We start from the raw sequence: 24,410 nt of genomic DNA, 5'->3' as shown, positions 1-24,410 counted from the left end.
ACCCCAAATGCGACGAACCGGCCAGAACGGCAACTTCGCCCCATGATCGCACCGCGATCGCGCCGCTTGAGACCGCGAACCGCGCGTTCAGTGCTCGCGCGGGGCGGGCACGACGCCTCCCCCTTCGGGGTGGACCATGATCAACTGCCGCATGGCCGTCTCGGCCCCCTGGGCGTCGCCGGAGGCGAGGCAGTCGACGATCCGGGCGTGGTGCGCGAGGCAGGACTCGCCGGGGCGCTCACAGCCGGTGACGGGGGCGCCGGAGACCTGGAGGGCGGCCGCGACGATCCCGGAGAGGTGCTCGAGCATGCGGTTGCCCGCGAGCTGGATGAGGAGGGAGTGGAACTCGGCGTCGGCGCGGGCGAAGGTCAGACCGTCTCCCTGGGCGAACGCGTGCCCCATGATCTCGACCATGTCGGCGAGGCGCTGCTGGACGTCCTCGCGGCCGTGGCCTGCGGCGAGCCGGGCGGCCAGGGGCTCGATGGTCCAGCGCAGCTCGTTGAGCTCGCGGCGCTGGTCGTCGCGCTGCGGGCCGAAGGCGCGCCACTCGATGATGTCCGGGTCCAGCAGGTTCCAGTCGCTGACCGGACGGACCCGGGTGCCGACGTTGGGGCGGGCACTGACCAGGCCCTTGGCCTCCAGCACCCGCAGCGACTCGCGGACCACGGTGCGCGACACCTCGAAGCGCTGGCCGATCTCCTCGGGGACGAGCGGCCGGTCGGCGCCGAGGTCGCCGGAGACGATCATCTGACCGAGCTGCTGGACGAGTTGACCGTGCAGTCCGCGGCCGCGGCTGCCGGCGGACCGCCTGCCGACCCGGCCGAGGTCGGTGTCCCCGCCCTCCCAGGAGGGCGGGCCGACGCGGTCGGTGCCGGGTGCCTCCCCGTAGGGGTAGCGGTCGAGATCGCCCGTGGCGGCCAGGCCGGAGTCGGCGGGGCGGGCGGCGGTCATCATGGTGTGCGCAAGGGTACTCACGCATCCTTTGTCGGCGCGGTCTCCGCGCCCCTTGAGGTCTTTGGTGAAAAGCACACGAAAGGGTGATCGGCACCCCTTGAACAATTGACGCTTAATCGGTGCGAAGCGGGCATTTTCAAGGGAGTTACGTCAGAAGATCGCCAGAAGCGGAGGTGATCATTCCATAGATGATCACCAACGGGCCCTGCGGCGAAGGCCGGTGAGCAGATACGCGCCGAGGAGCGTCGCCAACGACAGCACCAGCGCCATCCCGACAGGCTGCCCCACCACCCGCAGCACCCCGTCCAGCCACCGGTCGCCGGCGGACGGCCACTGCGTCGGCAGCAGTTCGCGCAGCCGTGCCGGGAGCCCGGCGACGGGCCGGGTGGGTACGCGGGTGAGCACGGCGCGCAGCGCGGGGACGACGGCCACCGGGACCGCGAGCACCGCGGCCACACCGGCGGCGGTCGCCCGGAACACCCCGGCCCCCAGCACTCCCGCCCAGGCGCAGCCGACCGCGAGCCCCAGCCAACTCGCTGACAGCGAGGGCCAGTTCTTCGGTACGGGGATCAAGTCGCCGCCGTAGACGAGGCGAAGGACCTCGATGTCGACGACGACGGTGAGCACCCCGAGCAACAGCGCGACCGTGCCGCTGACGGCGAGCTTGGCGACCAGGAGGCCGAGGCGGCGCGGGACGACGCCACGGCCCGAGGTGAGCGCGGGATGGCGGTACTCGTCGCCGAAGGCGAGCGCGCCGAGGAGGCCGGCGCCGAGCGCGGCGGGCGGCAGCGGGGAGAGCTCGGGCCAGCCGGCCACGGCGACCGGGACCGGGGTGCCGCCGCCGCGGGCGAGCAGCACGGCGAGCACGACGGAGACGACGAGCGTGGCCGCGGCCGCCAGCCAGGTGGAGGGCAGACCGAGCAGCCGCCGGACCTCGTACCGGACGGGGTGGCGGGGGGCGCGGGCGGGACGGCGCTCGCGGCGTGGGGCCTGCCGGGGGACGGCGGAGGCGGGGTCGGACGGTGCGGGGCCGGACGGTGCGGGGTCGGTCCCCGCCGGAACCGGTGCGGGGGTCGAGGGGTCGTCGGCAGGCGGCGCACCGGTGTCGCCGGACTCGTCGGTGAGGCGGTGAACAAGAACGCCGTGCCGGAAGGCCGTGTCGCCGACGGCGGCACAGTCGGTGCCGTAGACCGACAACCGGCTGCCGCCCTCGGGGACGACCTCGACGGAGCGGCGGGCGGCCCGGGCCTCCTGGTTGAGGACGGCGGCGAGCCGGGCCGCGTGAGGGGTGCGGACGACGACGCGGGGGCGGAGGCGGGTGCGGGCGAACTCGGCGGCGTCCTGGTCGGCGGCGAGCCGGCCGGTGTCGAGGGTGAGGACGCGGTCGGCGTTGCGGGCGGCCTCCTTGGGGTCGGCCGTGGTGAAGAGAACCGTTCCGCCGCTGTGTGCGTGGGCGTGCAGGAGTTCGTAGAGCCAGAGGTTCTCCCGGGCGGCGAGCCCGGCCCCCGGCTCGTCGAGGAGCAGGGTGTGCGGGTCACCCAGCAGGGCGCAGGCCAGACCGAGTCGGCGGTCCATGCCGAGGGGCAGGCCGCCGAGGCGGAGGTCGTGGACGCCGGTGAGGCCGACCGCTTCGATCATCTCGTCCGCGCGTGACACGGGGACGCCGACGGCGGCGCAGAGCATCCGCAGCTGGCCGCGGACGGTGCGCGAGGGGTGCCCGGGGACGTCACCGAGGAGCACACCGACCTCGTGGCCCGGGTGGGCGACCTGGTGCAGCAGCCGTCCGCGGTAGTAGGTGAGTCCACGGCCGGGCTCGAGCTCGAGCATCAGCCGCAGCGCGGTGGTCTTCCCCGATCCGGCGGCCCCGAGCAGCGCGGTGACCCGGCCGGGCAGGGCCTCGAGGCTGAGGTCGCGCACGGCGGGAGGGCCGTTGCGGCGGGGGGTGCTGGTGAGTCCGATGGCCTGGAGCATCGCTTCTCTCGCGGTAGGGGAGACCGCTGCGCGGCAGGACGGCTACCGCAGCAAGATAACGCGACATTTCAGACTTTTCGTGCAGGGCTGGAGCCTGCGGGGCGGGGGTGTCCGGCTGGGACGTCCGGCCGGGGCGGGCCCGGCGCTCAGACCTCGGGACGCAGCATCGGCGGGTTGAGCAGCGTCGCTCCCCCGGGCCTGAACAGCTGTGCGGGACGGCCGCCCTGCCGGGTGGTGGTCCCGCCGGCCGGGACCAGGAAGCCGGGCGTGCCGGTCACCTTCCGGTGGAAGTTCCTCGGGTCGAGCGCCACGCCCCACACCGCCTCGTAGACCCGGCGCAGCTCGCCCACGGTGAACTCCGGCGGGCAGAAGGCGGTGGCCAGCGAGGAGTACTCGATCTTGGACCGGGCCCGCTCGACGCCGTCGGACAGGATCCGGGCGTGGTCGAAGGCCAGCAGCGCGGCCTGCTCGCCGTCCCGGTCCCCCTCTCCCTCCTGCAGCAGCTCGTCGACGGGCGCCCAGCGTGCGCTGTTCGCGTCGCCGCCGGCGCGCGGCGCGGGCAGGTCCGGGGCGAGCGCGAGGTGCGCGACGCTGACGACCCTCATCCGCGGGTCGCGCTGCGGGTCGCCGTAGGTGGCGAGCTGCTCCAGGTGCGCACCCTTGACGGGGTCGGACGTCCGGGCATCGGGGTCGTCCACGCACAGCCCGGTCTCCTCGACGAGCTCGCGGGCGGCCGCGGTGGTGAGATCCTCGTCCTCCCGGACGAAACCGCCGGGCAGCGCCCAGCGCCCCTGGAACGGCTGCTCGCCCCGCCGCACCACCAGCGCGCACAGCGCGTGGCGGCGCACGGTGAGCACGACCAGGTCGACGGTGACAGCGAAAGGCGGAAAGGCCGACGGGTCGTAGGGAGACATGCCGCGATCATAGTCGTCTTCCTGACGATAAACACGCCCCTCTCCTGCAACAGCACTGACTTCCCACACGTGCGCCCCTGCGGACCCGTGCACCGCTCAGACCCCCAATTGGAGGCCGTCGGCGGCCTCCTCGACGATCGCCGTGCCGAGCCGGCCGATCCGTACCGAGAAGGGCTCCCCCGCGACCCGCAGCCCCGCGAGGAGAACCGCTCCCAGCGGCGCCGAGCGCACCGGGTGCAGCGCCACCGTCCGCCCCGGCGCGTCCGGCCGGATCCCGGCGAGCGCCGCCAGCGCGTGGATCCCGGCAGCCGCGGCGACCGCCGCGGGCCGGCAGGCCGCCGGATGCGGCACCGGGGCCGCACCGGCGGTGCGCTGCTCCCCCGCGTACATCTCGGGGAGCCGGAACCCGAACGACTCGGCCGCGTCGAGCAGCCCCTTCAGCAGCGCCGCGGCCTCCCGCTCGTGCCCGGCCTCTGCGAGACCCGCGACGGCGACGGCCGTCTCGTGCACCCGCACCGCCCCGGACCGGTGCCCGAAGGGGTTGTGCCCCGGCTCCTTCGCCCCGAGCCCGCGCAGCCCCCAGCCGGTGTCGAGCGCCGGACCGCCGAGCAGCCGTGCCAGCTGGTCGGTCTGCTGCTTGTCCAGCAGCCCGGGCGCCCAGCGGCCGCCTTCGGCGAGCCCGGTGTCCAGGAGGTGCGCCGCCCAGGAGCCCAGCAACGGCAGCGCGGTGCCGTCCGCGAGCCGCGCCGCGAGCGGCCGGCCGCCACCGAGGTCCTCCCGCCAGAAGTCCCGCCGGAACCGGTACCGCAGCGCCGCCGCACGGTCCCGCCACTCCGCCGCGCCCGGCCGGCCGCAGAGCTCCAGGAGGTCGGCCCCCAGCACCGCCGCCCGGTGGGCGTGCGCCTGCGTCTCGGCGCGCCGCGGACCGGCGGGCCCCGGGTCGGGCACGAACCCGTCCTCGTCGGCGGCGGCCCGCAGCCAGTCGAGACAGCGCTCCGCCGCGGGCAGCAGCTCGGCGAGCTCCTGCTCGGGCAGTCCCCAGCGCGCGGCCTCGGCCAGGACGGCGGGGAAGGCGAGGGTCGCCTCGATCCCGGTGCACCGGGGCGGCAGCCCGGGGCCGGCGTCCCGCAGCGGACCGGGGATCCGCCCGCGGTCCGGCCCGTCGCCGTCCCGCTGGGTACGGGCCAGGGCGCGCAGGGTGCCGGCGGCGAGCCTGGCGCCGAGCGGGAGCGCCATCCGGGCCGCCCACAGGGACTCGGCGGTGGCCGGTCCGCAGCGCCACGGCACCCCCGCCGCCGCGTGGACCTCGGCAGGCCGGGCACGGTCCCGGAGCAGCAGGGCCCGCAGATCGTCGACGGAGGTCCGCAGGAGCGCGGCGATCCGGGGGTCGTCGCCCTCCGCGCGGGCCTCGGCCAGGAGCTGCCCGCCGGGCCCCGCCGCACTGCCCGCCCCGGACTCGGAGCGGCGGTCGGCGGAGCGGTCTCCCCTGATGCGGAGTTCGATGGTGCGGGCGGCGCCGGGGGCGAGTTCGAGGTCCCAGCGGAGCAGGCCCGCCACGGCCAGGGCGTCCGTGGGCGGCGGGTCGGCGGTGACGGTCGCGTACCGGCCGTCGGTCCCCGACCAGCGCAGTCCGGCGGCGTGGACTGCCGCGGGGAGCTCGGGCGCGGGCCGCCCGGCCGCCACCGCGCCCAGATCCGTGAGATCCGTGCCCAGAGCGAGCTCCACGGGGAGCCGGAGCGGGCGGGCGGCCGAGCTGCGCAGGGTGATCCGCTCGGTGCCGTCGGCGCGGCGGACGCGCTCGACCGTGAGCCCGGGATCGGGGCCGGAGTCCCCCGGGGTGCGCAGCACACCGACGAACCGGGCCTGGTCGGCGGCGGACAGCCGGCCCTGGACCGCGACCGGTTCGCGTCCGTAGATCCGCAGGACGCAGCGCGAGAGCAGTCGCCGGCCGGCGTGGTAGATCCCGTCGAGTCCGTCGCCGGTGAGCTGGCCGTGCTCGGCGGAGAGCACGAGCCACGGCAGGGCGACGCCGACGAGCATGCCGTGCAGGGCGGGCGGTTCACCCGGCCGTGCGCCGGGCTGCGGGGCGGGTCCGGCGGATCCGGCAGAGGTGCGGGTGGCGGCCGGTCGTCCGGCGGCCGGGACGGTGGCCGGGGCGGGGACGCGGAGGTCCATGAGTGGTGTGCTGCGCCTTCCGTGCGGTCCGGGCTGACCGCACGCCCCGTGCCGACGGCTCGGCGGTGGAGGTCGTACGGCTTCGACACCGTGGTGAACGGCGCTGCGGCAAAGCGGGTCACGGCCGTCACCCCCTCCCCGATCCACGCCGGTCCCGCCGGGGCTGCGTTCCGACCGTGCGGACCGGCCTGGTGCCGCCCCGGCGCGCCCGCCCCGACCGCGTCGTCCGCCCGGCCACCGGCGGACGTACGGCTCCAGGTCGGGCCCGCCTCACCCGCCTGCGGGCCCGGGCTGGGTCCTTCGGCAGGGTGGGCCCCGCGGACGGCTCGGCGGCCGGCGTGTCCCCCGCGGCACCGGGCTCGACCGCGTCGCCCTGCGCCGGCAGGAGGTTCCTGGCAGACCGCTCGCCACGCAGGCACGCCCGCAAGGACTCCGGGTCGAGCCCCTCGTTGCAGGCCTGATGGAGCAGCTGTGCGAACCGGTAGTCGGGGTCCGCGTCCAGCGCGAGTCCGAGGGCGACGCGGGCGGCGGGTTCGTCCCCCGTCGACCAGGCGGTCCAGCCGGCGAGGGTCAGCGGTGCGGCCGCGTGCTCGGTGTACGGGTGAATGCAGCGCCTGGCGAGTACTCGCCAGAGCCGCAGCGCGATCGCGCCCTCGGCGCCCTCCATCCACTCCGCCGCACGGTCCCGGGTGTCCCGGTCCTGCAGGCCCATGATCACGTCGGCCGCCTCCCGGTCCGTGACCAGCGCGTCGTCCGCGGCGTCCCCGCCCCGGGCGTCGGCCCGTTCGATCCGTCCCATGAGCTCGCGGGCCAGCCGCAGCGTCTCCTCGCGCATGCGCGCGAGTGCCCCGGCGTCGATGATGCACGGGAGCAGCACGGCGGAGGCCTCGTCGAGCGCCTGGCGCAGGGCTGTTTCGTCGGCGCGGGCCGGCGGCTTGAGGCCGGCCTCCATGTCGCGCAGCGTGCCGCGCACCCGGATTCCCGCGTAGGCGGCGGCCGCGGCCATCACCGACGTGCCGGGCAGGGCGAGCGGGGTCCCGTCGGGCGGACAGCAGCGGGTGTCCGGGCAGCAGTAGGAGAAGTGACGGCCGTCGGAGATGCAGAGCGCCTCGTACACGGGCACGTCGAGCGCGCCGCACGCGATGCGGAGCCGTTGGGCGAAGGGGCGCAGGCGTTCCATCACCCGCTGTCCGTTCTCGCCGGGCCGGGGGTCCTGGCAGAGGAAGACGAGGATGCCGTCGGGGCGTTCGCCGCGCCGCTCGCAGCCTTCGACGAGGCATTCCGCGAGATGGTCGGCGGTGGCGGTCCACTCCCCCGGCGAGCTCGGGATGCCGAGCCTGAGCCGGCCGCCGAAGCGTCCGCGCTCGCCGTGCAGGGCGACGAGGACGACGGAGTCCGTGGGATGGAAGCCGAGGACGAAGGGCAGGGCGTCGGCGAGTTCGGCGGGTCCGCGCAGGGTGATCTGCTGCTGGTCGGACGATCCGGTGGTTGCGTGGTGCTGATTCATGCCGACGACGTTCCCGCGACCGTGCCGATCGCGCGACCCCTGTGGATAACTCCCGGGACCGGCCCGGTCGAGTTGTCCACAGATTGCGGTCGCGTTCGCGCGTTGTCGGTGCCATCCGGTTGCATGGACGCATGACCCACGCAGCTCGCCCCGAAGACCGCGCGTCGCTCCGCGCCGCCGCCGACTCCGTCCTCGCCCGCCTCGTCGGTGACGCCACCGGCACGGCGCGGCTGCGCGAGGACCAGTGGCGGGCGATCGAGGCGCTGGTCGCCGACAGACGCCGGGCGCTCGTCGTGCAGCGGACGGGCTGGGGCAAGTCGGCGGTGTACTTCGTGGCGACGTCGCTGCTGCGCGAGCGGGGCAGCGGCCCGACCGTGATCGTCTCCCCGCTGCTCGCGCTGATGCGCAACCAGGTCGATGCCGCCGCGCGCGCCGGGATCCACGCGCGCACGATCAACTCCTCGAACACCGAGGAGTGGGAGACGATCCAGGCGGAGGTGGCGGCCGGCTCGGTGGACGTGCTCCTCGTCAGCCCCGAGCGGCTCAACAACCCCGATTTCCGCGACCAGGTGCTGCCCGCGCTGGCGGCCGCCACCGGCATGCTGGTGGTCGACGAGGCGCACTGCATCTCGGACTGGGGACACGACTTCCGGCCCGACTACCGACGGCTGCGCACCATGCTGGCCGACCTGCCCGTGGGCGTCCCGGTGCTCGCCACCACGGCGACCGCCAACGCCCGCGTGACGGCGGACGTCGCCGAGCAGCTCGGCACCGGCGCGGGCACGGACGCCCTGGTGCTGCGCGGACCGCTGGACCGGGAGAGCCTCAGCCTCGGGGTGCTGCGCCTGCCGGACGCGGCGCACCGGCTGGCCTGGCTCGCGGACCATCTGAACGAACTCCCGGGCTCCGGGATCATCTACACGCTCACGGTCGCCGCGGCGGAGGAGGTCACCGCATACCTGCGCCAGTGCGGTCACACCGTGTCCTCGTACACGGGCCGCACGGAGAACGCCGACCGCCAGCAGGCCGAGGAGGACCTGCTGGCCAACCGGGTCAAGGCCCTGGTCGCCACCTCGGCGCTGGGCATGGGCTTCGACAAGCCCGACCTCGGGTTCGTCGTGCACCTCGGTTCGCCTTCCTCGCCGATCGCCTACTACCAGCAGGTGGGCCGGGCCGGCCGCGGTGTGGAGCACGCGGAGGTGCTGCTGCTGCCCGGACCGGAGGACGAGGCGATCTGGAAGTACTTCGCCTCGGTGGCGTTCCCGCCGGAGGAACAGGTCCGCCGCACCCTCGACGTCCTGGCCGCTGCCGACCGTCCGCTGTCGCTGCCCGCGCTCGAGCCGCTGGTCGAGCTGCGCCGGACACGCCTCGAGACGATGCTCAAGGTGCTGGACGTGGACGGCGCGGTGCACCGGGTGAAGGGCGGCTGGACGAGCACCGGCCGGCCGTGGGTGTACGACCGCGAGCGGTACGCGTGGGTGGCTCGGCAGCGGGAGGCCGAGCAGGAGGCGATGCGGGCGTACGCGGCCACCTCGACGTGCCGGATGGAGTTCCTGCGGCGGCAGTTGGACGACGAGGAGGCCGCGCCGTGCGGCCGCTGCGACAACTGCGCGGGGGCGCGCTTCGAGGCGAAGGTGTCGGAGGCGGCGCTCGACGCGGCGAAGGGCGAGCTCGGCCGTCCCGGTGTCGAGGTGGAGCCGCGGCGGATGTGGCCGACCGGACTCCCCGCCGTGGGCGTCGATCTGAAGGGGCGTATTCCGGCCGATGAGCTGGCGTTCGCCGGGCGGGCCCTCGGCCGCCTCTCGGACATCGGCTGGGGGAACCGGCTGCGGCCGATGCTCGCGGAGCGGGCGCCGGACGGGCCGGTGCCGGACGACGTGGTGCAGGCGGTGGTGCGGGTGCTGGCCGACTGGGCGAAGGGGCCCGGTGGTTGGGCCTCCGGGGCGGCGGACGCTCCGGCGCGGCCGGTCGGGGTGGTGACGGTCGCCTCGCGCAGCCGTCCGCAGCTGGTGGACTCGCTGGGCCGACGGATCTCCGAGATCGGACGGATGCCCCTGCTGGGACAGGTCGCGTACGCCCCCGAGGCGGAGGACGTGCGGCTGTCCCGTACCAACAGCGCCCAGCGGCTGGTCGGTCTCCACCGGGCGCTGACGGTCCCTCCGGCGCTCGCGGAACAACTGAAGGCGGCCGGCGGGCCGGTGCTTCTGGTGGACGACCTTTCGGACAGCGGCTGGACGCTCGCGGTCGCCGCGCGGCTGCTGCGCCGCTCCGGAGCGGAGGGGGTGTTTCCGCTCGTACTGGCCGTCCAGGGCTGAGCCGCGGTGAACGAGGGATGAATCCTGGGGTAACTGGGCAGGGATATCCACACCATTCCGGCCCATACCAGTCAGCCGACTCAATTGCTCGTTGCCCGCTCCGGCGCGTGGCGGCAAGAATTGGAATCCGCCCCCCGCACGGCCCGTTCGGGGTTCGGAAGGGCCGTGCCGTGCATGCCCTCACTCGACTCTGCCCGCGTCCGGGCCGTATCCGAAGGGAGGATCGTGACCTTCGGATTCCACTCGCCCGCAGCCGGCTCGATCAGTGCATCGGCCGGGGCCGCGAGCCGGTTGAGGATGCTGGAGCCCGCCGAGTGGTCGGCGGCAGGGATACCCCTGCTGCGCAACCCCCGTGAGGTGGTCAGCGGACTGCACTCGCGCCACCGGCCGACGGCCTCGACCGCGGTGGTGGCGGTGCTCGATCACGAGGAACGGCTCGCCGCCAGTGCCTCGTTCACGCGCCGCTCCGCGCCGGCGGACGGCTGGGATTTCCGCAACGCGCTCCTCGCGCACCTGCGCCGGGTGATCCCGCACGACCTGCGGCGCCGTGCCCCGGCCCGTACGGCGGTGCTGCTCTACTGCCGTGAGGGCGACGAGCGCTGGACGGAGGAGGACGGCGCCTGGATGTGGGGGCTGCGGGACGCCTGCACGCTGCACGGGCTGCGCTGCGGCGCGTACATCACGCTGACGCGGGGCGGCTGGCAGGTGTTCGGCGAGGGCCGTGGCGGCAGGCATCCGGGCCTCGGTTCGCGTCCGGCGGCGCTGGGGGACGCGTCGACGGAGTTCGGCGCGCTCTCCCCGCGTACGGCGGGCGGAGCGGCGGAACCACTGCGCCGCACGGCGGCACGCTGAGCCGGCGCGGGGCACGCCGCCAGGCCGTCCGACACACCGCGTCCCGAGTCCTGTACGGCGCACCACAAGCCCGACACGATCCGTCCGGGCATGCCGCGGCCCGGCCGCCCGCGAGGGGCAGCCGGGTCAGGACCACTCGGGCCTGCCCGCCCGCGTACGACGCCGGGGCGTCGACGCGAACGGGTCAGACGCCCGCGCCGAGCACCGCGTTGATCCGCTGCGGGTCGCCGCAGACGATCAGCAGCGCGGTCGCCCGCTGGAGGGCCAACGGCAGGGTGCGCGCGGCCACGTCGTCCGCGCCGCCGTTGACCGCCACGACCACGACCGGCCGGGTCGCGGCGCGCTCGACGGCCGAGGCGTCGGCGAAGAACACGTCGTCGCCGGACGCCTGCTGGGCCCAGTAGGCGGCCTCCCCGAAGGACAGCTCGTGAGCCGCCCAAGGGTGCTGCTCACCGGTGGTGAGGACGAGGACGTCGCCCGGGGCGCGGCCGGAGTCGAGCAGCAGGTCCACGGCCTCCTCGGCGGCGTCGAGCGCGCCGTCCGCGGGGGCGGGGATCAGCTGGATCTGCGGGCCGGTCTGCTGTCCGGAACGATTCTCCGGACCGGACGACGAGGGCTGCCCGGCACCGGGGTGCGGGCGCTGCGCCGGCGGCGCGGGCCGGGCCGGGCCGGGGCCGGGACGCCCCGGACGCGGCGTGGCCGCGGAACGCGGACCGGGTACGGGACGAGGGGTCGGCGAGGGCCGGCCGGCCGAAACGGCGCGGGGACCCTGAGCACTCTCGTGAATCTGAGGCTCCTCGGGGGTGAGAGGCATGGGTTGATGTCTATCAAATGCCCCGTGGCGGGGCATAGGCGGGTGGGCACATACGTGCGGCCCGGCCGGTGGACCGGGCAGGTGCGCCGACCGCTTCGGCGGTCGGTGCGGGGCCGTCAGAAGTCGAAGCCGAGTTGGCCCCCGCTCTCCAGTGCGGCCGCCTCGGCGGAGAGGCGCACCTTCTTGAGGTGCCGCCACCGGGGCAGAGCATCAAGGTACGCCCAGGAGAGCCGGTGGTACGGAGTGGGTCCCCGCTCCTCCAGCGCCGCCTTGTGCACCGGCGAGGGGTAGCCCGCGTTCGCACCGAAGCCGTAGTCGGCGTAGTCCTCACCGGCGCCCGTCCCGAGTTCGGCCATCATCGCGTCGCGCCGCACCTTGGCGATCACCGAGGCGGCGGCCACCGCGACGCAGCTCTGGTCGCCCTTGATGACCGTACGAACCGTCCACGGGCTGCCCAGGTAGTCGTGCTTGCCGTCCAGGATCACCGCGTCGGGGCGGACGGGCAGGCCGTCCAGGGCGCGGACCGCGGCCAGCCGGAGTGCCGCGGTCATCCCGAGCTCGTCGATCTCCTCCGGGGAGGCGTCGCCGAGCGCGTACGCGGTCACCCACTCCTCGAGCACCAGGGCGAGTTCGTCGCGGCGCTTGGGGGTGAGCAGTTTGGAGTCGGTGAGCCCCTCGGGCGGGCGGCGGAGTCCGGTGACGGCGGCGCACACCGTGACGGGACCGGCCCACGCTCCCCGTCCGACCTCGTCGACCCCGGCGACGATCTTGGCGCCGGTGGTGGCTCGGAGCGAACGCTCGACACGGTGGGTGGGCGGTTCATAGGGCATGGCGCTCACAGATTACGCCGATGCCCGGCGCACACGGAACCCGGTTTCCGGGACCCCGCCGCGCAGCGCGTCAGGGACGGCTCGCCGGCGCCTTGCGGCAGGCCGTCACGATGCCCAGGACGGGGGTTCCCACCAGCCACGGGACGACGGTCACGACGAGGAGGGGCCACCCCACCGCCGCCGTGACGAGCACGCCGAGCGCGGCCGTCGTGGCCGCCGCAAAGGCCAGCTGGACCCCCACGCGGAGGAGCCGGGACGGCGTGCGACGCCTGAAGGCGGCGTCGACGGCCATGGCGGCACGAGCACCGGCCATGCCCGAGGCCACGAACAGCACGGGGCCGAGCACTCCGGAGATGTTCACCCCGGCCCTCCTCCCGGCTCCGGTTCCGGCTGCTGTGCGGCAGCGCACAGGCCGCCGCATGCTAACCGGACGACCGGAGTCCGGTGAAGCCGGGCGTCAGGGCGCTCCGTACGGGTCGGTCGTGGCGTAGGGGTCGGTCGTGCCGTACGGGTCCCCTTCGCTGTCCGGGTCGTAGTCGTCGTCGATGACGTCCCGGTCCTTCGTCCCGCAGGCGCCGGGCGTCCAATGGACCTTCCGGTCCGCGAGGATGTCCTTGGCCCGTTCGCGGCTCCAACTGGTGCCGTACCAGGACTCGTCGGCGATCAGCCGGTTGCCGATGTCCACGAGGGCGCAGGAGCGCTGCGGCTCGGGCAGCCGGTCCAGGGCGGGCACGGCGTCGGCGGACAGGCCGTCCAGGTAGTCGAGGTCGATCTTCTTGGTGCGCTCGTAGCGGTCGACGTTGCTCTCGGCGATGATCGCGTCCGGCGAGATCAGGCCGAAGCCGAGCACGGCGGCCGCGGCGCTCACGGCGACGGCGCGGGGCAGCAGCCGGGCGCCGAACACCCCGGCTGCCATGATGAGAAGGATGACGACGCCGAGCCAGATCTCCATCGCCGTGACGGAGATCCGCAGCCGGGTCAGCCCGTACGCGTCGACGTAGAGGTCCATCCTGCGCAGCGCCGAGGCCACCACGACGAGGGTCATCACACACAGCGCGCCGAGCACGGAACGGACCAGGGTCCGGTCGCGGGCGTCGGAACGCGGGGCCCAGCGCAGGGCCAGGCCGATGACCACGAGCGTCAGTAGGGTGGCGATCAGCAGCTGCCAGAAGCCCTGGCGGGCGTAGGCGCTGTAGGTGAGCCCGGTGACCTTGAGGACCTTGTCGTAGCCGCCGAACAGCACGGTCAGCTGCACGGCGTTGAAGGCCGCGAAGAGGAGATTGAGGACGACGAGCGGAAGCGCCCACTCCAGCCGGGCGCGGGCGCGGCCCGGCGAGAACGCCATGCGGTCCCAGCGCAGCGGGGCCGCGCCGGCGCGGGCGACGGCGATCGCGCCGAACAGGCCGAGCAGGAAGAGCGCGAACCGCCACGGGGCCTGCACCAGCGAGATGTCCGGCATGAGCGAGCCGAGCAGATCCGCGAAGGCGGCGTCGGCGCCGGCGAACAGCGCGCCGAAGACGACCAGGAGGACGACGGCGACGAGCAGGGGACGCAGTACCGGTCCCACACGACCGCGTGAACCCTCGGCTCGGGCGCGCACGCTCTGCCAGGTCCAGACGGTGCCGGTGCCGAGGGAGTGCACCAAGCCGAAGGGGCTGAACAGGACGCTCGGCCAGCCGCGGCCGCCGTGCAGGGCGAACGCGGTGAGGGCCAGGGCGGAGACGATCGCGAGGAAGGTCGGCCAGCCGGCGTCGACCAGTGCGGGCACGGCGAGCAGCGCGAGTCCGCCGAGCGCCCAGACCAGCGTCCACGGACGCAGGCGGCGGCCGGCGGCGCGGGCGGCGAAGCCGGCGGCGAGAATCGCCGGCACCGCGATGATCAGCAGGTTCACGCCCAGGCCGCCGTCCAGGAGGAGGGCGGTGAGCAGGCCGGTCGCGACGATCGCCCACAGGGTCGGCGAGGTCGCCCGGGCGGGGGCCGGCGGCCGCAGCTTGTCGAGCGGGTTGTGCACCGGGCCCTGACCCGGCGGCACCCAGGGCTGATACGCGGGATGGGCGTACGGCGCCTGCCGCTGCGGGTGCGGCGGCTGCGGCCCGGCGTGCTGCTGCGCCGCCGGTCGCGGTCCGGCCGGCTGCGGCACGGACGCCTGCTGCTCCGCCGCGTTCGGCTCCGCCGGCTTCGGCACGGCCGGAGTCGTGGCGGCAGACGTCGTGGCTGCGGGCGTCGCGCCTCCGGACGTCGTGGCCGCGGGCGTCGCGCCTCCGGATGTCGTGCCTGCGGGCGTCGCGTCTTCCGGACTCGGCTGTGCCGCTCCCGGTTCCTCGGGCGACGGCGGTATGGACTCGGTGTCGGACACGGGACCCCTCCCCTCCCCGGCACGACCGGCCGAGGTGGAGGCGTCGCGGCGGCGGTCCGGGGTCTCTTCGGCGCACGCGTTTCATGATCAGCGGCGCGCGGTGCCCGACAGGCTAGCGCCGGGGCCCGGTTCTGGCCCCGGGCCGGGCATGCCGGGGCGCCCTCTGTGGCAGGACCGTGACAGAGCCGGGCCCCGGGCGGCGGCCGTGTACACCGCCGCTCCGGGCTCCCGTTCAGGCGCGGACGCCGTCCGGCATCCAGTCGGGCAGGGACTCGGTCTGCTCCAGCCAGGCGGCCGGGGGCAGCCCGAGGGCGCCGGAGGCGACGACGCCGCCGGCGATGGCGCAGGTGGTGTCGACGTCCCCGCCGACCTGGGCCGTGGTCCAGAAGACCTGCTCGTAGTCGCCGAGCGCCCGGGCCGCGGACCACAGCGCGAACGGCACGGTGTCGTGCGCGCTGGTGCGCCGGCCGCTGCCGAGGACCGCGGCGACGGTGGCCGCGTCGGCGTAGTCGAGCATGTCGCGGGCGCGGCGCAGCCCCGCCCCGACCGCGCTGCGCGGGACGAGGGCGACGACGCCGTCGAGCAGCGCCTCGGGCGTGGGCGGGCCGGCGGGGTCGGCGGCCAGCGCGGCCGCGGCCGCCACCGCCATGGCCCCGACCACGGCCTCGCGGTGCTGGTGGGTGGTGTAGGCGGAGATCTCGGCCTGGTGCGTGGCCTGCTCGGGGTCGTCGGCGTACCAGGCGCCGAGCGGGGCGACCCGCATGGCGGCGCCGTTGCCCCAGGATCCCTGGCCGTTGAACAGGGCGGCGGCGAGTTCGCGCCAGTCGCCGCCCTCGCGGATCAGGCGCAGCATCCGGTTGACGGCGGGTCCGTAGCCGCGGTCGAAGTCGTGGTGGTGGGCGAAGGAGTGGGCGAGGGCGTCCTGGTCGATCCGCTCGTGGGCGGCGAGGACGGCGACGACGGAACAGGCCATCTCGGTGTCGTCGGTCCACTGCCAGGGGCCGGCGGGCACCTCGCGCCGCTTCAGCAGGGGGTAGTTCACGGGGACGAAGTACTGGGAGCCCAGGGCGTCCCCCACGGCCAGGCCGCGCAGGCTGGCGAGGGCGCGTGCGAAGCGCCGTTCGGGAGAGGAGTCAGCGGTCATCTCCCCCTCACTCTATCCGGTGCCGCCGTACGGTTCCGGTGTCCGCCAGCGCTCGAACGGCCGGTCCAGGGTGTACCGCCCGTCCTCCCCGAGCAGCAGCGCCCGGGTCTCCCCGTTGCCCGGGTTGGACAGCGATTCGAACTCGGCGACCGTCCAGTGGAACCAGCGCATGCAGAACAGCCGCATGGTGAGCCCGTGCGTGACCAGGAGGACGTTCGGCGGATGGTCCGGCGCCTCGAAGCTGCGGTGGAGGCTCTCCAGGAACGCCCCGACCCGGTCGTACACATCGGCCCCCGACTCCCCCTGGGCGAACCGGTAGAAGAAGTGCCCGTACGCGTCGCGGTACGCCTTCTGCAGCCGCACGTCCTCCCGCTCCTGCCAGTTGCCCCAGTCCTGCTCGCGCAGTCGCGGCTCCTCCCGCACCCGTATGCGCTCGGGGTCGAGCCGGAACGCCCGGAGGGTGTCGTGGGTGCGGCGGTACGGCGAGACGTAGACGCTGACCCGTTCCTCGCCGAAGAGCGCCCGCAGCCGCTCACCGGTCCGCTCCGCCTGGCGCAGCCCGGTCCCGGTGAGGGCGAGCGCATGGTCGGGCTCGCGTTCGTACACCGTGTCGTCGACGTTCCCCACGGACTCTCCGTGCCGTACGAGGACGATGCGCCGCGGTCGTGACATGCCCCGACCCTAGTTGGACCGCAAGGGCCGGGCTCATTCGGCCAGGCGGCCGGAGTCCATCCGGCGTATGCGGCCGCCGAACCGCTCGCGCAGCCGGCGGTCGTGCGAGACGACGACCAGGGCGCCGGTCCAGTGCTCCAGGGCCTGTTCGAGCTCCTCGACGAGGCCGAGGGCGAGGTGGTTGGCGGGCTCGTCGAGCAGCAGCAGGTCGGCGGGCCTGGCGAGCAGCCGCGCCAAGGCGAGCCGGCGGCGCTGGCCGGCGGAGAGCGAGCCGACGGGGACGTGCAGGTCGGCGGGGCGGAGCAGACCGTACGACAGCAGCAGTTCCTCGCCCTCCTCCTCGGTGAGCGCGAGTCCGCGACGGAAGGCGGCGAGGACCGGCTCCGCCGGGCGGTCGACGGGTATCTCCTGGGCGAGGTGGCCGATCCGGCCGCGTCGCCGGACCTCTCCCTCGTCCGGGGTGCGCAGCCCGGCGAGGACCGAGAGCAGGGTGGACTTCCCCGCCCCGTTGCCGCCGTGGATCAGCAGTTTCTCGCCCGCGCGGATCGTCAGCTCGTCGACCGCGAGCCGCCCGCCGACCCGCACTCCCGCCAGGGACACCAGCTCGCCCTGCGCCGACCCGGCGGTGGGCCGGGCCGCGAAGGTCAGTGGCCGGGGCGGCCGCGGGACGGGCTCCTCCTGGAGCCGGCGCAGCCGTTCCTGCGCGTTGCGGACCCGGCCCGAGACGGATGCCTGGACCCGGCCGGCGGCGCGGTCGTAGGCCATCTTGTTGTTGTCCTTGGGCCCCCGGCCGACGGCCACGCCGTGGGCGGTGGTCGTGGCGTACTCCTCCAAGCGCGCGGTCTCGGCGCACCACTCCGCGTACGCCTGCTCCCATCTGCGGCGCGCCGCCGTCCGCTCGGCGCGATAGCCGGCGTACCCGTCCCCGTACCGGACGACGGTGCGGCGGTCGGCGTCGACCTCGACGATCGCGGTGGCGACCCGCTCCAGGAAGACCCGGTCGTGGGAGACCGCCACGACCGTGCCCCGGTGAGCGCGCAGGGTGCCCTCCAGCCAGTCCAGGCCGCTCTGATCGAGGTGGTTGGTGGGTTCGTCGAGCAGCAGCACCTCGGGGGCGGCGGCGAGGGTGCAGGCGAGGCCGAGCCGGGCCTGTTCGCCGCCCGAGAGGCTGCCGAGTGTCCGGTCCCGGCCGATGCGGGCGAGGCCGAGGCCGTGCAGGGCCTTGTCTACCCTGGCGTCCGCCTCGTACCCGCCGCGCAGTTCGTAGGCGGTGAGCAGGGCGCCGTACTCGTCCAGCGTGCCGTCGTCGTCCGCCGAGCCGAGCCGCGCTTCGAGGTCGCGCATTCTCCTTTCGACGGTGCGCAGTTCGTGCAGGGCCGCGTCGATCGCGTCGGAGACCGTGCGGTCCGCGGGAAGCTGCGGGGTCTGCGCCAGCAGGCCCGAGCCGCCGTCCGTCAGCGTGACCACGTCTCCCTCGTCGGGCGCGTCGAGGCCGGCGAGGATCCGCAGCAGGGTGGACTTGCCCGCGCCGTTCTCCCCCACGATCCCGATCCGGTCACCCGGGCGCACGGTGAGCGAGATCCGGTCGAGCAGGAGGCGGTCCCCGCGGGACACGGTCACGTCGTGGAGCGAGATCTGAGTGGGCAAGGCGCCTCCGAAGTGCAGTCGACAGATTTAATGCAACTATCGTCGCGTTACGAGAAGTGTGGCACACTCGACTCACTAACGCAACGGGAGTAGCAATTGAACGAGCCGAGCGAGCGCCCGACGACCTCTGCGGACCCAGCGACCCACGCGACCCCTGCGCCCCCCGCACCGGGCAGCAGACGCCCAGGCGGCCGCACCGCCCGCACCCGGGCCGCAGTCCGCGACGCGGTCCTCACCGGCCTGGCCGAGCACGGCTATCCGGACCTCACCGTCGAGTACGTGGCGGAGCACTCCGGCGTCCACAAGACGACCCTCTACCGGCGCTGGGGCAGCCTCGAAGGGATGGTCGCCGACGCCCTCGACCTGGCCGGCGAGGACGACTGGACGCCGCCGGACACCGGCGGCCTGGCCGGCGATCTGCGCGCACTCGCGCGCGAAGTGAGCGACGGGTTCGCCGACCCGGCCGCCGCCGCGGCGCCCACCGCGTTCGTCGGTGCCGCGTTCCAGTCACCACGCGCCGCGGAGGCGTTGCACGCCTTCTACGCGGAGCGCTTCCGCCGCTGCGAACCGGTCGTCGAGCGGGCCGTGGAGCGCGGCGAGGCCCCGCCGGGCACCGACGCCGGCGCCGTCGTCCGCGCCGTCTCCGCACCGCTGTTCCTGCGCCTGTTCGTCACCCGCGAGCCGGTCGGCACCGCGCAGGCGGACCAGGCCGCTGCGGCGGCCCTGGCGGCGGTCGAGGCGGGCGCGTTCCTCACGCAGAGAGGTGCGGCCGCCGGCTGATCACACCGTCCAGGCGGACTCGAGCTGCACCACGTCACCCGCCATGGCCGCGACGTCGGCCTCGGTCTGCGCGCGCAGACCGAGCCGTTCGACGCGCTCCGTGCGGTACTTGCCGTGCTCCGCCGCGGAGTGCCACAGCGACAGGACCAGGAACTCGTGCCCGGGCGCCTCACCGAACAGCCCGCGCAGCATCCCCGGCGAGCCGGCCATGGCCGGGTTCCACACCTTCTCCTGCATCAGCGCGAAGTGCTCGACGCGCTCCTCGTGCACCCGGCAGTGCGCCACCCGAGCCACGTCCGCGTCGGCGAAGCGCGGTTCGAACCCCGTCTTCACGTCGAAGCGGTGGTCGAACAGCTTGACCTGGGCGTCCTTGAAACTGCCGGCCTGCGAGGCGGCGAGCCGGTCGTGGGCCCGCGCCATGAAGGAGTCGTAGAACGCCCTGCTCTCCCAGAACGAGAACACATGGGCGACATCGGGCCGTCGTCGGCTCCAGCCTCCGCCCTGCCCCCGGAACCCCGGCTCCCCCAGCAGCCCCGCCCACTTCCGCTGCCCCCGCTCGAACCCCCGACGGTCCACCACGGTGCAGCGAATCCACTTGACCAGCACCGCGCCATGGTACGGCTCAGGACCACGCCCCGTCAGGGGTCTTCGGAGCGATCACCCGTGACCGTCCCGTGCACCCCCGCGGTCTCGCACAATGATCCGTATGACGGCACTGCACACCAATCCCCTGTTCTCCCGCCTCGGTTCGGCCCGTCGCGTCCTGGTCACGGGCGCGGGCGGGGGCTACGACATCTACGCGGGGCTGCCGATCGCCCTGTCCCTGCTCCACCAGGGCAAGGAGGTGCAGCTCGCCAACCTCACCTTCAGCTCGCTCGGGGGGCTGCCGGAGGACGGGTGGCTCGCGCCCGACGTCGCGGTGATCACGCCCGAAACCGCGCCCCACCAGCAGTACTTCCCCGAACGCAGCCTCGCCCAGTGGCTGAAGCTGCACGGCTACCCGAGCACGGTCCACGCCTTCGACCGGGTCGGAGTACAGCCGCTGCGCGCCGCGTACCGGGCGCTGATCGAGCAGTACGAGATCGACGCCGTCGTCCTCGTCGACGGCGGGACGGACATCCTGATGCGCGGGGACGAATCGGGGCTCGGGACGCCGGAGGAGGACCTGACCAGCGTGGCGGCGCTCGCCGGCCTCGACGACGTCCCCGGCGTGACAGAGCGGCTGCTGGTCTCGATCGGCTTCGGTGTGGACGCGTACCACGGCGTCAGCCACGGCCTGGTGCTCGAGAACATCGCGGCCCTGGAGCGCGAAGGGGCGTACCTGGGCGCGTTCTCGGTCCCGCGCGCCACCCGGGAGGGCGCGCTCTACCTGGACGCGGTCGCACACGCCCGGCACAAGGAGCCGGAGTACCCCAGCATCGTGAGCGGCTCGATCGCCGCGGCGGTCGAAGGGTCCTTCGGGAACGTCCAGTTCACCGAGCGCACCCAGGGCAGCGAACTGTTCGTGAACCCCCTGATGTCCCTGTACTTCGCCTTCGAACTGAGCGGGGTCGCGGCGCGCTGCCTGTACCTGGACCGCATCGAGCACACGCATCTGATGCGCCAGGTGGCCAGTGCCATCGCGGAGTTCCGGGACGAGATCGTGCAGCGGCCGCCCGTCCGCTATCCCCATTGATCCGGCATGACACGATGAACAACCTGCCCGCGACTACGGGCAGTTGCTCGCATCGAGAGAGGGGAATGACGGTGGGCGGTCTCAACAAGGGGGTCGGCAAGGTCGAGGTGACGCTCAAGTGGGACCCCAGTCCGATCGGCGCTCCGGAGCACGACCTGGACATCATCGCCGGGGTGTACAAGGCCGAGGACCCGTACGGGGCCCCGGTCTATCTGGTGCACTTCGGCAGCCGGTCCCCCGACGGCACGATCACCCTGAACCGGGACAGCCGTACGGGGCAGGGCTTCGGCTACGACGAGGCGATGACCGTGGAGCTGGAGCGGCTCGCCCCCATGTACGGGCGGGTCGTCGTGGGCGTCGCGATACAGCAGGGCGGTGGCCGGCGGACCTTCGGGGACGTCGCCAACACGGGGGTCCGGGTCCGCGAGGGCCATGTGGAGCTGCTGACGGACGACTTCTCCGCCTTCGCGGACGCGACGGCGGCGACGGTCGTGGAGTTCACCCGGGACGGCGCGGACGGCTGGGAGTACCAGCCCGTCCCCCGTGGCTTCGACGCCGACCCGCAGGAGTTCGCGGCGCGCATGGGCGCGCAGCAGGTTTAGCCCCGCGGCAGCGGCAGAGAGACGCCGCACAGCAACGTGACAGAAGGAGCGGGCCCGGTGCGACACATGCACCGGGCCCGCTCCTTCACTCACTCCTGCACTCGCTCCTTCACGCGCCTGCGAAGGCCCACAGTCCGAGTCCCGGCGCCACGTGGCCGGCGACCCATTCCATCCGCTCGTCACCGGCCGCCAGACCCGCCCGCGCCCGCGCGCCCGAGATGACCCGGGTACGCCAAGGGCGGTGGCGCCGGATACCGGTGCCACCGCCCTTGGCCGGGATTCTCACCCCGGGGCTACGCCCTGGATCAGCTGCAGCCGCTGGTCGAGCCGCAGCCCTCGCAGATGTAGCAGGAGCCGGCGCGCTGCATCTTGGTGCCGCAGGAGAAGCAGAGCGGGGCGTCCGCGCTGATGCCGAGCTGCATCTCGACGAGCTCCGCGGAGGTGTGCGCCTGCTTCGGGGCCGGAGCCTCGACCTTGGCCACCGGGGCGGCGACGGCCTTCAGCTCCTGGGCGCGGGGGGCCGACTGGGCCAGGCCCTCGACGTCGACCTCGTCGTCGGCGGGCTCGTAGGAGCCCGTCTCCAGGTGGCGCTGGCGCTCCTCGGCGGAGTGGATGCCGAGCGCCGAGCGGGTCTCGAAGGGCAGGAAGTCCAGCGCCAGGCGGCGGAAGATGTAGTCGACGATCGACTGCGCCATCCGCACGTCCGGGTCGTCCGTCATACCGGCCGGCTCGAAGCGCATGTTGGTGAACTTCGAGACGTACGTTTCGAGCGGAACGCCGTACTGAAGGCCGACCGAGACGGCGATGGAGAAGGCGTCCATCATGCCCGCGAGGGTGGAGCCCTGCTTCGACATCTTCAGGAAGACCTCGCCGAGACCGTCGTCCGGGTAGGAGTTGGCGGTCATGTAGCCCTCGGCGCCACCGACGGTGAAGGAGGTGGTGATCCCCGGACGGCCCTTCGGCAGGCGCTTGCGGACCGGGCGGTACTCGACGACCTTCTCGACGGCCTCGCGGATCGTCGCCTCGGACTTCGCGGTGACCTCGGCCTTCTCGTCCTCCTTCTTCTTGGCGGAGAGCGGCTGGCCGACCTTGCAGTTGTCGCGGTAGATGGCGAGCGCCTTGACGCCCATCTTCCACGCCTCGAAGTAGACCTCCTCGACGTCCTCGACCGTGGCCGTCTCCGGCAGGTTCACGGTCTTGGACAGGGCGCCGGAGATCCACGGCTGGATCGCGGCCATCATGCGGACGTGGCCCATCGCGGAGATGGAGCGCTCGCCCATGGCGCAGTCGAAGACCTCGTAGTGCTCGGTCTTCAGGCCGGGGGCGTCGATCACGTTGCCGTGCTCGGCGATGTGCGCGACGACCGCCTCGATCTGCTCCTCCTGGTAGCCCAGGCGGCGCAGGGCCTGCGGGACGGTGCCGTTGACGATCTGCATCGAGCCGCCGCCGACCAGCTTCTTGAACTTGACCAGGGCGAGGTCGGGCTCGAGGCCGGTGGTGTCGCAGGACATCGCGAGACCGATGGTGCCGGTCGGGGCGATGACGGACGCCTGGGCGTTGCGGAAGCCGTTCTTGGCGCCGAGGCGGATCACGTCCTGCCAGGCCTCCGTGGCGGCGGCCCAGATCGGGGTGTCCAGGTCGTCCATGCGGACGGCCGTGGTGTTGGCGTCCGCGTGCTGCTTCATGACGCGCTGGTGCGGCTCGGCGTTGCGGGCGTAGCCGTCGTACGCGCCGACGACCGCGGCGAGCTCGGCGGAGCGCTTGTACGAGGTGCCGGTCATCAGCGAGGTGATGGCGCCGGCGAGGGCGCGGCCGCCGTCGGAGTCGTAGGCGTGGCCGGTCGCCATCAGCAGGGCGCCGAGGTTGGCGTAGCCGATGCCGAGCTGGCGGAAGGCGCGGGTGTTCTCGCCGATCTTCTGGGTCGGGAAGTCGGCGAAGCAGATGGAGATGTCCATCGCGGTGATGACGAGCTCGACGACCTTGGCGAAGCGCTCGACGTCGAAGGACTGGTTGCCCTTGCCGTCGTCCTTGAGGAACTTCATGAGGTTCAGCGAGGCGAGGTTGCAGGACGTGTTGTCCAGGTGCATGTACTCGCTGCACGGGTTCGAGCCGTTGATCCGGCCGGACTCGGGGCAGGTGTGCCAGTGGTTGATCGTGTCGTCGTACTGGATGCCCGGGTCGGCGCAGGCCCACGCGGCCTCGGCCATCTTGCGGAAGAGCGACTTGGCGTCGACCTCCTCGATGACCTCGCCGGTCATGCGGGCACGCAGACCGAACTTCCCGCCGGACTCGACGGCCTTCATGAACTCGTCGTTCACGCGGACCGAGTTGTTGGCGTTCTGGTACTGGACGGACGTGATGTCGTCGCCGCCCAGGTCCATGTCGAAGCCCGCGTCACGGAGGGCGCGGATCTTCTCCTCCTCCTTGACCTTGGTCTCGATGAAGTCCTCGATGTCCGGGTGGTCGACGTCGAGGATGACCATCTTGGCCGCGCGGCGGGTGGCGCCGCCCGACTTGATCGTTCCTGCGGAGGCGTCGGCGCCGCGCATGAAGGAGACCGGGCCGGAGGCGTTGCCGCCGGAGGAGAGCAGCTCCTTGGAGGAGCGGATGCGGGAGAGGTTCAGGCCGGCGCCGGAGCCGCCCTTGAAGATCATGCCCTCTTCCTTGTACCAGTCGAGGATCGACTCCATGGAGTCGTCGACGGACAGGATGAAGCAGGCGGAGACCTGCTGGGGCTGCGGCGTGCCGACGTTGAACCACACCGGGGAGTTGAAGCTGAAGATCTGGTGCAGGAGGGCGTAGGCCAGCTCGTGCTCGAAGATCTCGGCGTCGGCGGGCGAGGCGAAGTAACCGTGGTCCTCGCCGGCCTTCGTGTACGTCTTCACGATCCGGTCGATGAGCTGCTTGAGACCGGTCTCGCGCTGCGGGGTGCCGACGGCCCCGCGGAAGTACTTGCTGGTGACGATGTTGACCGCGTTCACCGACCAGAAGTCGGGGAACTCGACGCCACGCTGCTCGAAGTTCACCGAGCCGTCGCGCCAGTTGGTCATGACGACGTCACGACGCTCCCAGACCACCTCGTCGTACGGATGCACGCCGGGGGTGGTGTGGATGCGCTCGATACGCAGGCCCTTGTTCGCCTTGGCCCCCTTGGCTCGGGAACCTCGTGCCGGACCGCTCGCCGTCTCTGTCATGCCGCCTC

The 24,410-nt window shown here is 73.6% G+C and carries 19 protein-coding genes; 5 read left to right on the top strand and 14 right to left on the bottom strand.

Features of this window, described 5'->3' with window-relative positions:
- Positions 1-87: 87 nt before the first annotated feature.
- From ABZO31_RS25200 to ABZO31_RS25180, 5 genes are all read right to left on the bottom strand, one after another.
- On the bottom strand, positions 88-1,029 hold the full coding sequence (locus ABZO31_RS25200) for a FadR/GntR family transcriptional regulator (protein WP_406863549.1): 942 nt from the start codon (positions 1,027-1,029) through the stop codon (positions 88-90).
- A gap of 117 nt (positions 1,030-1,146) precedes the next feature.
- Positions 1,147-2,925, bottom strand: a complete 1,779-nt coding sequence (locus tag ABZO31_RS25195) for an ATP-binding cassette domain-containing protein (protein WP_406863548.1) — start codon at positions 2,923-2,925, stop codon at positions 1,147-1,149.
- A 146-nt stretch (positions 2,926-3,071) separates the two neighbouring features.
- The gene (locus ABZO31_RS25190) at positions 3,072-3,839 is read right to left on the bottom strand and encodes an NUDIX hydrolase (protein WP_406863547.1); all 768 of its coding nucleotides are present in this window, start codon (positions 3,837-3,839) and stop codon (positions 3,072-3,074) included.
- Between the two features lie 96 nt (positions 3,840-3,935).
- Positions 3,936-6,014 carry a glycogen debranching N-terminal domain-containing protein gene (locus tag ABZO31_RS25185; protein ID WP_406863546.1) on the bottom strand — a complete coding sequence of 693 codons (2,079 nt, stop codon included), beginning with the start codon at positions 6,012-6,014 and terminating at the stop codon, positions 3,936-3,938.
- A 127-nt stretch (positions 6,015-6,141) separates the two neighbouring features.
- The gene (locus tag ABZO31_RS25180) at positions 6,142-7,521 is read right to left on the bottom strand and encodes a DUF4192 domain-containing protein (RefSeq protein ID WP_406863545.1); all 1,380 of its coding nucleotides are present in this window, start codon (positions 7,519-7,521) and stop codon (positions 6,142-6,144) included.
- Between the two features lie 131 nt (positions 7,522-7,652).
- Between ABZO31_RS25180 and ABZO31_RS25175 the strand changes: the two genes are divergently transcribed.
- Together ABZO31_RS25175 and ABZO31_RS25170 are read left to right on the top strand one after the other, a co-directional pair.
- Complete coding sequence (locus tag ABZO31_RS25175; RefSeq protein WP_406863544.1) at positions 7,653-9,836, top strand: RecQ family ATP-dependent DNA helicase; 2,184 nt, start codon at positions 7,653-7,655, stop codon at positions 9,834-9,836.
- A gap of 225 nt (positions 9,837-10,061) precedes the next feature.
- Complete coding sequence (locus ABZO31_RS25170; protein WP_406863543.1) at positions 10,062-10,688, top strand: hypothetical protein; 627 nt, start codon at positions 10,062-10,064, stop codon at positions 10,686-10,688.
- Between the two features lie 184 nt (positions 10,689-10,872).
- Here the strand turns inward: ABZO31_RS25170 and ABZO31_RS25165 are convergent, their stop codons facing one another.
- The 7 genes from ABZO31_RS25165 to abc-f form a co-directional block, all read right to left on the bottom strand.
- The gene (locus tag ABZO31_RS25165) at positions 10,873-11,502 is read right to left on the bottom strand and encodes a hypothetical protein (RefSeq protein WP_406863542.1); all 630 of its coding nucleotides are present in this window, start codon (positions 11,500-11,502) and stop codon (positions 10,873-10,875) included.
- A 116-nt stretch (positions 11,503-11,618) separates the two neighbouring features.
- A complete protein-coding gene (locus tag ABZO31_RS25160; RefSeq protein ID WP_406863541.1) occupies positions 11,619-12,332 on the bottom strand; it encodes a ribonuclease HII in 714 nt (237 codons plus the stop codon).
- Between the two features lie 70 nt (positions 12,333-12,402).
- Positions 12,403-12,693, bottom strand: coding sequence for a hypothetical protein (locus ABZO31_RS25155; protein WP_406863540.1), 291 nt, complete (start codon positions 12,691-12,693; stop codon positions 12,403-12,405).
- Between the two features lie 96 nt (positions 12,694-12,789).
- Positions 12,790-14,688, bottom strand: coding sequence for a DUF4173 domain-containing protein (locus ABZO31_RS25150; RefSeq protein ID WP_406863539.1), 1,899 nt, complete (start codon positions 14,686-14,688; stop codon positions 12,790-12,792).
- A 232-nt stretch (positions 14,689-14,920) separates the two neighbouring features.
- Positions 14,921-15,832 (bottom strand): ADP-ribosylglycohydrolase family protein, encoded by a 912-nt coding sequence (locus ABZO31_RS25145; RefSeq protein ID WP_406863538.1) that lies wholly within the window; start codon positions 15,830-15,832, stop codon positions 14,921-14,923.
- Positions 15,833-15,844: 12 nt separating this feature from the next.
- Positions 15,845-16,504 (bottom strand): histidine phosphatase family protein, encoded by a 660-nt coding sequence (locus ABZO31_RS25140; protein WP_406863537.1) that lies wholly within the window; start codon positions 16,502-16,504, stop codon positions 15,845-15,847.
- 33 nt (positions 16,505-16,537) lie between these two features.
- Positions 16,538-18,151, bottom strand: coding sequence for a ribosomal protection-like ABC-F family protein (abc-f, locus tag ABZO31_RS25135; RefSeq protein ID WP_406863536.1), 1,614 nt, complete (start codon positions 18,149-18,151; stop codon positions 16,538-16,540).
- 96 nt (positions 18,152-18,247) lie between these two features.
- On the opposite strand from abc-f, the gene ABZO31_RS25130 reads away from it, so the two are divergent.
- Positions 18,248-18,931, top strand: a complete 684-nt coding sequence (locus ABZO31_RS25130; protein WP_406863535.1) for a TetR/AcrR family transcriptional regulator — start codon at positions 18,248-18,250, stop codon at positions 18,929-18,931.
- Here ABZO31_RS25130 and ABZO31_RS25125 read toward each other — a convergent pair whose 3' ends face one another.
- A complete protein-coding gene (locus ABZO31_RS25125) occupies positions 18,932-19,537 on the bottom strand; it encodes a YdbC family protein (protein ID WP_406863534.1) in 606 nt (201 codons plus the stop codon).
- 100 nt (positions 19,538-19,637) lie between these two features.
- Here ABZO31_RS25125 and ABZO31_RS25120 point away from each other — a divergent pair, with 100 nt between their 5' ends.
- Both ABZO31_RS25120 and ABZO31_RS25115 read left to right on the top strand, forming a co-directional pair.
- Positions 19,638-20,606, top strand: coding sequence for a DUF1152 domain-containing protein (locus tag ABZO31_RS25120; RefSeq protein WP_406863533.1), 969 nt, complete (start codon positions 19,638-19,640; stop codon positions 20,604-20,606).
- 71 nt (positions 20,607-20,677) lie between these two features.
- Complete coding sequence (locus ABZO31_RS25115) at positions 20,678-21,208, top strand: TerD family protein (protein ID WP_406863532.1); 531 nt, start codon at positions 20,678-20,680, stop codon at positions 21,206-21,208.
- 305 nt (positions 21,209-21,513) lie between these two features.
- Here the strand turns inward: ABZO31_RS25115 and ABZO31_RS25110 are convergent, their stop codons facing one another.
- A complete protein-coding gene (locus ABZO31_RS25110) occupies positions 21,514-24,402 on the bottom strand; it encodes a vitamin B12-dependent ribonucleotide reductase (protein WP_406863531.1) in 2,889 nt (962 codons plus the stop codon).
- Positions 24,403-24,410 lie beyond the last annotated feature (8 nt).

Source organism: Streptomyces solicamelliae (genome assembly GCF_045348655.1).
GTDB classification, from domain to species: domain Bacteria; phylum Actinomycetota; class Actinomycetes; order Streptomycetales; family Streptomycetaceae; genus Streptomyces; species Streptomyces solicamelliae.
The sequence above is the reverse complement of the archived record's forward strand: the minus strand, read 5'-3'. Positions and strand labels throughout refer to the sequence as shown.

Coding starts and splice junctions, on each gene's coding strand:
- ABZO31_RS25195 (WP_406863548.1), bottom strand. CDS start 2,925: ATGCTCCAGGCCATCGGACTCACCAGCACCCCCCGCCGCAACGGCCCT.
- ABZO31_RS25190 (WP_406863547.1), bottom strand. CDS start 3,839: ATGTCTCCCTACGACCCGTCGGCCTTTCCGCCTTTCGCTGTCACCGTC.
- ABZO31_RS25185 (WP_406863546.1), bottom strand. CDS start 6,014: ATGGACCTCCGCGTCCCCGCCCCGGCCACCGTCCCGGCCGCCGGACGA.
- ABZO31_RS25180 (WP_406863545.1), bottom strand. CDS start 7,521: ATGAATCAGCACCACGCAACCACCGGATCGTCCGACCAGCAGCAGATC.
- ABZO31_RS25175 (WP_406863544.1), top strand. CDS start 7,653: ATGACCCACGCAGCTCGCCCCGAAGACCGCGCGTCGCTCCGCGCCGCC.
- ABZO31_RS25165 (WP_406863542.1), bottom strand. CDS start 11,502: ATGCCTCTCACCCCCGAGGAGCCTCAGATTCACGAGAGTGCTCAGGGT.
- ABZO31_RS25160 (WP_406863541.1), bottom strand. CDS start 12,332: ATGCCCTATGAACCGCCCACCCACCGTGTCGAGCGTTCGCTCCGAGCC.
- ABZO31_RS25145 (WP_406863538.1), bottom strand. CDS start 15,832: ATGACCGCTGACTCCTCTCCCGAACGGCGCTTCGCACGCGCCCTCGCC.
- ABZO31_RS25140 (WP_406863537.1), bottom strand. CDS start 16,504: ATGTCACGACCGCGGCGCATCGTCCTCGTACGGCACGGAGAGTCCGTG.
- ABZO31_RS25120 (WP_406863533.1), top strand. CDS start 19,638: ATGACGGCACTGCACACCAATCCCCTGTTCTCCCGCCTCGGTTCGGCC.
- ABZO31_RS25110 (WP_406863531.1), bottom strand. CDS start 24,402: ATGACAGAGACGGCGAGCGGTCCGGCACGAGGTTCCCGAGCCAAGGGG.